The sequence below is a fragment of the Mesorhizobium salmacidum (SeqCode) genome (assembly GCF_037179605.1).
Taxonomy (GTDB): domain Bacteria; phylum Pseudomonadota; class Alphaproteobacteria; order Rhizobiales; family Rhizobiaceae; genus Mesorhizobium; species Mesorhizobium salmacidum.
The window spans coordinates 25,575-32,910 of the sequence record NZ_JAPYKS010000041.1; the positions used below are offsets into that span (position 1 = coordinate 25,575).

General features: G+C 56.7%; 3 protein-coding genes and 2 pseudogenes. 3 read left to right on the plus strand and 2 right to left on the minus strand.

Annotated features, from left to right (window positions below):
- Positions 1-1,665: 1,665 nt before the first annotated feature.
- The 3 genes from O7A60_RS29680 to O7A60_RS29690 are packed head-to-tail and all read left to right on the plus strand — an operon-like array spanning position 1,666 to position 6,381.
- The gene (locus O7A60_RS29680; RefSeq protein ID WP_337109238.1) at positions 1,666-2,610 is read left to right on the plus strand and encodes a GHMP family kinase ATP-binding protein; all 945 of its coding nucleotides are present in this window, start codon (positions 1,666-1,668) and stop codon (positions 2,608-2,610) included.
- Positions 2,611-2,621: 11 nt separating this feature from the next.
- Positions 2,622-3,692, plus strand: coding sequence for a cysteine synthase family protein (locus O7A60_RS29685; RefSeq protein WP_337109239.1), 1,071 nt, complete (start codon positions 2,622-2,624; stop codon positions 3,690-3,692).
- Positions 3,679-6,381 (plus strand): lyase family protein, encoded by a 2,703-nt coding sequence (locus O7A60_RS29690; protein WP_337109240.1) that lies wholly within the window; start codon positions 3,679-3,681, stop codon positions 6,379-6,381. Before O7A60_RS29685 ends, O7A60_RS29690 begins: the two co-directional genes overlap by 14 nt.
- Positions 6,382-6,549: 168 nt before the next feature.
- Here the strand turns inward: O7A60_RS29690 and O7A60_RS32040 are convergent.
- Both O7A60_RS32040 and O7A60_RS29695 read right to left on the minus strand, forming a co-directional pair.
- Positions 6,550-6,807 (minus strand): annotated as a pseudogene (locus O7A60_RS32040) (hypothetical protein); the annotation flags it as partial.
- 308 nt (positions 6,808-7,115) lie between these two features.
- Positions 7,116-7,336 (minus strand): annotated as a pseudogene (locus O7A60_RS29695) (IS110 family transposase); the annotation flags it as partial.

The following is a 7,336-nucleotide window of genomic DNA, read 5'->3' on the forward strand; positions in this document are numbered from 1 at the left end:
AATACCTGGAGGAGGAAGATTGCACCAAAATTCCTCGGCCGCTGAAACGCGGACCGCAGGCACCGTCGCGATTTGAAATGTTCCGGTCGGCTGCTACGCACAATGTCATGCGTCGTCGATTCCTTCCTGGACCACCATGGCAATGAGCAGGCCGCTGCCTTCCGCTTATGTGCCCAGTAGTTGGTTAAATCCCAGAGCCGCGACGCTGCACCTGCTCAGGCCGAGCCTGAGCACTCCCTCTTTTCAATGGACGGCAGCCAAACTTAACGCCGGGGCCATTATGAGATCCTCGTGGACACTAGAACACTGGAAGAGTAGTTTTTGGATCGGCGCATCGAACGGTCATGCGTGAAGCTGGATTCCGACAATCCGACCGTGCCATGGTAGATTGCTCAACTTGCGCGTGTAGTGATTTGGGCGGCGGAGCACGACACTTTCCATCGTCTTCGGCGAGCAACAAGCACTATCCTGTCCAGCGTACAGAGAATTGGACGATCGAAGGCTCGCGCGAAATCAACGAGCGGAAGGCATGGAGCACGGGCAAATCACGGCGTCGCGACCGCAATACAGGACATAAACTCCGAGGCCAGGATTGAAAGGTGATGCCGGTTTTGCGTCGGACGCGCGCGCAACATCGACTCGGAATACGGCCCCGTCTCTGACCCGCTCACCGCGCTCGAGGCATTGGAGCGGCATTAGTCAATCAAGTGCCGCGCCGCTCACAGGGGACGAACTCAGGCGTGGATGAAGCCAAATGACCAAAATTGGATGACACGCAGCTCGCGACTGGCTTCGTACGTTGGCAACCCTCGACAAAGGCGCTCGTCGAGCCCCGCGGCGGGCCATGGCGAAGGAAGGACGCCTGGGAAAAGCTCGTTTCAAATTTGGCAATCACGAGCTTCACTCGTGGTGAGCAAGCAATGCGCAAGCATGTTTCATAAACCGGCAGTTGTTGGTCCGCAGTTTCTGAAAATGGCAAGCCTGCATCTACTCTACACAGAGAAATACATGAACGCGTGGCTAGGAGGCGGGCGTCCTTACAACCGGTACAATATCTGAGCAACGGCAGATACATCGGGGAGGCGGACACGCACTACCGGGAATTCCGAGTCCATTGGGCGGCCGGCGGCAAAGGGCATCTCGCGTAGAAGATCGGAATCCGCATTCCTCTTATGAGCGCGCGCAGGTTCATCATAGCGTTGATCGTTTCGATAACAACAGCAAGAACGATGACCGCCACGCTGTCGAGCCAACAGCTATCCCGTGAAGTCGCTTTCTGTGCCAGCCGTCCGGTTGAAGACATCCATGTGCGGAACCCGACACACTGAGGCACAAGTACCGCCCTAAGGGCGCGAAAACCGATGGGTTCGCCCATCTTACTCGCACAAGCTCTCGTGGTACGCTGATTGCAACGCCGAGGACGCGGCTTTGATGCAGGCAAGAAGGTCAAGTGCCCTAAGTCTCGAGCTATCGTCGATACCGAAAGGCGAACCCTGTTCCGGAACCGGGGCTCGTCTCCAACAGCAAATCACACGTGGATGAGCCAAGGGGAGTGATATGTCGATCCAGAATCCCACCCATTCCATCGGCCCTCTAGCAAGCAGGTCGAGCATCACGACTGCGGAAATTGTCAAAGCGGCCGCCGATGAAGTTTGGAGGCCATACATGTATCACCAGACGTTCGATGACGGAGACACAGCTGAGGCTGTCGCCGAGAGCCGGCAACAGCCAGGGATACACTTTGGCGACGGGGACGCTCTTTGTTGCGGCACATTCGGCGAGTTGCTGCAAGGCCAGTTGCCGATCAACTCCCATTCCCGCGACTCTCATTTCCTGGTCACGATGCCCATTGCGCTCTTTTCTCGAGCCCACTTCATGCCCATTGCAGGCGAGCAATGCGTAACCGTTTATCCGCCACATAAAGTCAAAGCAAAACGACTGGCTGAGAGCCTCGTCAGTGCGCTCGACGTGTCAGGAGGAACCCTCCTTTTGCAATCTGAACTTCCCGAAGGCAAAGGGCTGGCGAGTTCGTCTGCGGATCTGGTTGCGACTGCGCGATCAATCGCGTGCTGTCACAAACGTAGAGTCCGGACATCGTTGATTGAGAATCTCATGGCGGAGATCGAGCCATCCGATGGGGTGATGTACCCCGGCGTGGTCGCATATCAACAGCGATTGTGTCGCCTTTTCTCCTTCCTCGGGCAAATGCCGCCGCTTGCTATCGTTGCTATCGATGAAGGAGGGACGGTCGAAACCATCGACTACGATCAACGGCGAGGAGAAATCTCCGCTAACCAAAGAATGCAGTATCGCGAATTACTCGACCGCGCGCGAACAGCAATTCCGCGGGGCGACACGGCCACGATTGGCAAAATCGCTACAGCCAGTGCGCTCCTGCATCAGGAGCGCGCTCCGAAGAGACATCTGAACGCGGCGTTGAAAGCATGCCAGGATATTGGCGCGCTCGGCGTCATAGTCGCGCACAGTGGCACGATGATTGGAATCCTGCTCGATCGAACGGCGTCTTGCTTCCCCCGGAAGCTTCGGTCGGTGGTCGAGCATGTCTCGCCGTTCGACACCTCGCCAAAAATGTATCTGACCATGAATTGAAGCTCATACATATGAACAGTGTTCGCAAACACCTGCCATTCTCCGGCTATTCTGCTGCCTATGCGCTCCCGCGCATTATTAGGTGTGGGACAAATTTGTATGTCGCGCAGTTTGCATTCATGAAGCTTCTCCCTGCCAAGTACATTATCGACCAAGCAGTGGCTCAAGGTACTTTGACACACGGCGCAACCGTTCTGGAGACCTCGAGCGGCACCTTCGCATTGGGGTTGGCTGTAGTTTGCCGGGAATACGGATTCCGGCTCGAAATTTTCACGGACCCAGTGATGGATAAAGGTCTTGAAAACAGATTGAGATCGCTGGGTGCGGAAGTTTTCATAGTAACCAAGAAGGCAAAGGAGGGCGGATATCAAAGAAGCCGCCTCGACGCGTTGCATTCTAGAATGATGCAGCTGAACCACTCCTGTTTCTGGCCTCAGCAATACAATACCCCGGATAACCCCGCAGCCTACAAGTTTTTCGCTGATCAGATCTCGAAGATGCTTGGCGCCGACGTGACGTTGGTCGGTTCTGTCGGATCGGGCGGCTCTACTTGCGGAACGATAGAGCGCCTCCGCCAAAGCGCTCCCAGCGCCCGCCTGATCGGAGTAGACACCTTCAATAGCGTCATCTTTGGCCAACCGGACGGCGAACGCAAACTGCGGGGACTGGGGAACAGTCTCGTCCCCAAGAACGTGAAGCATGAACTGTATGACGAGGTGCATTTCACATCGGCTTCGATCGCGTTTGCTGCAACGTGTGACCTTCACGAACGGCACGCCGTTTTTGCCGGTCCGACCTCCGGAGCGAGCTTCGTTGTGGGGCGCTGGCGCGCTCGACAGTATCCAAGGGAAACCGTAGTGGTCATATGTCCTGATGAAGGCCACCGCTACGCCGAAGCTGTTTACGATCCCGATTGGCTTAAGCAGAGCGGATGTCTTCACGAAGGGCTCCTGCTGGACGCTCCAGTCAGCGAAGAGCACCCCACGACTGCTCTCCCTCCTTGGAACCGATACCTTTGGAATCGCAAAAGCCGGAAAGAAGTGCTCAATGCATTGGAGGAGGACTTTGATGAACCCACGTAGTTTTCTTTTCGTAGAAAGCAACACGACAGGTACTGGCGAGGTGCTGCTGAAGCGGGCCCGACTCCTAGGCTTCGAGCCTTATCTTGTTACCCGCAATCCTGCCCGCTATTCCTTTCTTAACGGGTCCATCGCTCGAGTGATCGAAGCAGAAACGCGCAATCGGGATGAACTCATCGGAGTCGCCGCCAAGGTACCAAGGCTGGCAGGAATATATTCGTCGTCGGATTATTTCGTCGAGGCCGCATCAAGGGCCGCGAAGGCGATCGGGCTACCAGCATCGAGTCCGGAGGCCATAGCTACGTGCCGGAATAAATGGAAACAAGTGGCCGAGTTGCAGCGACAATCGATCTCGGTCCCTCAAACTTGGCTCGCCACTACCGTCAGGGATGTGGAGACCATTCTTGCCCAAGCTATTCTCCCCGTAGTCGTGAAGCCGATCTCCGGGAGCGGCAGTAGCGGTGTAAGGCTTGCTGACAGTGCCGCAGCCGCGGTCAAGGCGTTTGAAAGTGCGAAGAACGCGCTGCGTGACCAAGTAAACTTGGGGAGTCCCGAGATTATCATTCAGCAGTATATAGAGGGCAGGGAATACTCAGCAGAGATTATCGCCTGCAATGGGGAGTTGCATTGCCTTGGAATTGTTGCCAAGCACAAAGGGCCACCTCCCTGCTTTGTTGAGGTAGGGCACGACTTTCCGGCCCCTCTTCCGGAGTTGTCCTTACACGAATTGTCTTCTTTTGCGGCACGCGCAGTATCGGCTCTGGGCTTAGAGTTCGGACCGGCTCACGTGGAGTTCGTGATAGCGGAGTCGGGCCCTGTTATTATCGAGGTCAATCCCAGGCTGGCTGGAGGAATGATTCCAGTCATGCTCTCCCACGCTTTGGGCACATCAATTCCTGACATGGTGATCAATCTTTACGCGGGTGAAGCGTTCCCGCCTCTACAATCGAGCAACACAAGAGCGGGGGCTATCCGTTTCCGCCTCGCGCAGGATTCCGGAAAGCTCAAACGCCTATGCTTTTCTCATAACCCAGGGCCAACCGTGCCCGAAGCGGGTCTTCTGAAATTTGAGGGAGAGGAAATACAAATCAATGGCGACTTCAGAGACCGTGTAGCCTATGCAATTGCCGTCGCTGACGAACTCGATGCCGCTGTCGTCGCAGCTGAACGGATGATCGATTCTGTCGGCATCGACATCGAGGCGACTGCTAGGGCATCGGACAACAGGAAGGACCCGGGGCCCGACGAGGGCATATGGGCCTTGCATCCTGAAGCGATGAAGCTGCTCGCTCCGCCTATCGAAATCTCGAGGGATGGTCGCCTCCTACAACTCCAAGCCGCCATAGATGAAGCTCATCTAGTAATGCTCGTCGACCAGGCCTTGGTCAGCCGAGCAGTCGCTGCAGACCTGCTCACACATATTTTGGACCTCCAGAACGAGGGCTTTCAATCTTTGGACGGCCGTGATGCTCCGCGCGGCCTCTATCTGGCCTATGAGGCCGAACTTGCCGCCAGAGCGGACCCGGAAACGGCCGGCTGGCTACATCTGGGAAGGTCCCGGAATGACTTGAACGCGACGATTTCTCTACTGGCCCTTCGCCAGGCTGCGTGTTCCATAACGCAAGAATTAGGAATTCTACAAGACGCCCTGCTTCAGCGAGTGGAAGAGGGATCGAAACTTGTGGCACCCTTGTACAGCCAGTACCAGATCGCACTCCCTGGGTCCCCAGGTCACTATCTGCTGAGCGTGTTCTTCGCTCTGGGGCGCGAGCGCAGCCGCCTTCATTGCCTACTGGAAGACATCAGGAACTGCCCTATGGGAGCTGGTGCAGGCGGAGGCACCAGCATCCCAATAGATCCCTTCAAAACCGCCCAACTTCTGGGTTTCGAACTGCCGTCATTCAACTCACTTGATGCGGTTGCAAGTCGCGACCATCACCTGCAAGCGATTTCACTCTTCGCTGGCGTTTCAATCTTGCTCAGTCGTGTGGCCCAGGATCTGCAGGTTTGGACAACGCGTGAGTTCGCTCTCGTTGACGTTCCTCGCAATCTGGCCGGCGGATCTTCCATGTTGCCTCAAAAAAAGAATCCATTTTTGCTTGAACATATTAAGGGATCGGCAAGCACCGTGATCGGGGCATATGTTTCCGCGGCAACAGCAACTTGCAAAGCGCCTTTCAGCAACTCGATCGAAGCCAGCAACTACGGCTGCTCTCCGCTGCGCCTTTCCGAAGATGCCCTCAATCGGGCCATCACCCTCACCTCGCTCATCCTAAAATTCATGTCCTTCAATGAGGGACCGATGCGTGAAAATCTAGACGACGGCCTAGCGATGACGACGATCGCCGCCGAAAGAATGGCGTCGCGAGGCGTTCCCTTCAGGAAGGCTCACACACAAATTGGCGAGATCGCCGCGCGCGTGTCCCAGGACAGCTGCGTCGCGAAGCGCCGCAGTGAGCTGGCCAGCAACCTCGCTGATGTGTTGCCAGCGAGTCCTGAAGAGTGCAGGGATGCTCTGCAGTTTGGCGGAGGACCCGGAAAAAGATCAACCGATTCCCAGGTTTCCATGGCAAAAGCGCTCTTTCGCGACGCGCAGCTGAAATGTGCGGGCATACAGGAACACTGGGCGCGCGCCGAGATCAACCGCAAACAGAGAGTGAAAGAGCTCATTGACAAGCACCATGCCACCTGACGATGTAGATATTATGTTGAGATACGACAAAAGGCGAGTTGACGCAGGTTCGTATCCTGCGCGTTGGGATATGCACTCGAAGAGCAGGAAGTCTGAGGCGGCCGTTGGTGCGTGTTGGTGTAGCTCGGGGGCAACAGCTGTTCGTGAACGCGCCCTCAATAGCGCTGTAGCGAGCGAGCAGCTTTTGCGGTGCTCGTCGGCGCTTTCCCGTGAGTCTGAATTGCGACACCAGCCCTGACGGCTGCCAACGACAGACAACAGACCCGACGCCGAGCTGTTGCGCGAGATGGTCTGGCTGAATCCGGCAGTCGGGGCATCCAGGCGGATTGAGGTGATCACCACCTTCTCACGCGATCCGTAGCTCTGCACCCAGGCGTGCTGCGTGAAGGCAAACCCGGAAAGCTGCTCACCGAAATATTGCACCATGACGGGCCAAATCGGGTAGCCTAGCAGGCTTCTCTGATTGGGGTCGTTGAGGTCAAGCTCCTCCTGATATTTTTCCGGATCATGTCGCCCCGCGGGTCACTCGCTTCTCTTCGCGGTCGGCGCGGAGCCGCCGCATGATGGGGTCAGGGAGAGCGAGGCGTCTCAATCTGTTGAACGACCTTGGAGAATTCCCCCAGGATCGTGCCTGCTAACGAGATCGCCTTGCCCATCGTCTCCACGGGAACGATCCGGATCACCCTCTCGGGCGAACCACTGTCTGTGTTCGTTTTTGTGTTCCTTGTTCTATTTCATGCCAATGTGGGGCCGGGGCCGGCGGCTTCCTTTCCAAAGCGGAATTCGGTTGCGTCGGCCCACATGCGATGCAGGATGACGGCCAGCTTGCGGGCTACCGCCACGCGGCTCGCGCCATGCCGCGGCGTTTGGCGATGTTCATGCCCCAGGCGCGCAAGCTCGACCATTTCTTCGAGCGCACGAGTAGCGAATGTGCTGCCTCGTAGAGGGCGGTGCG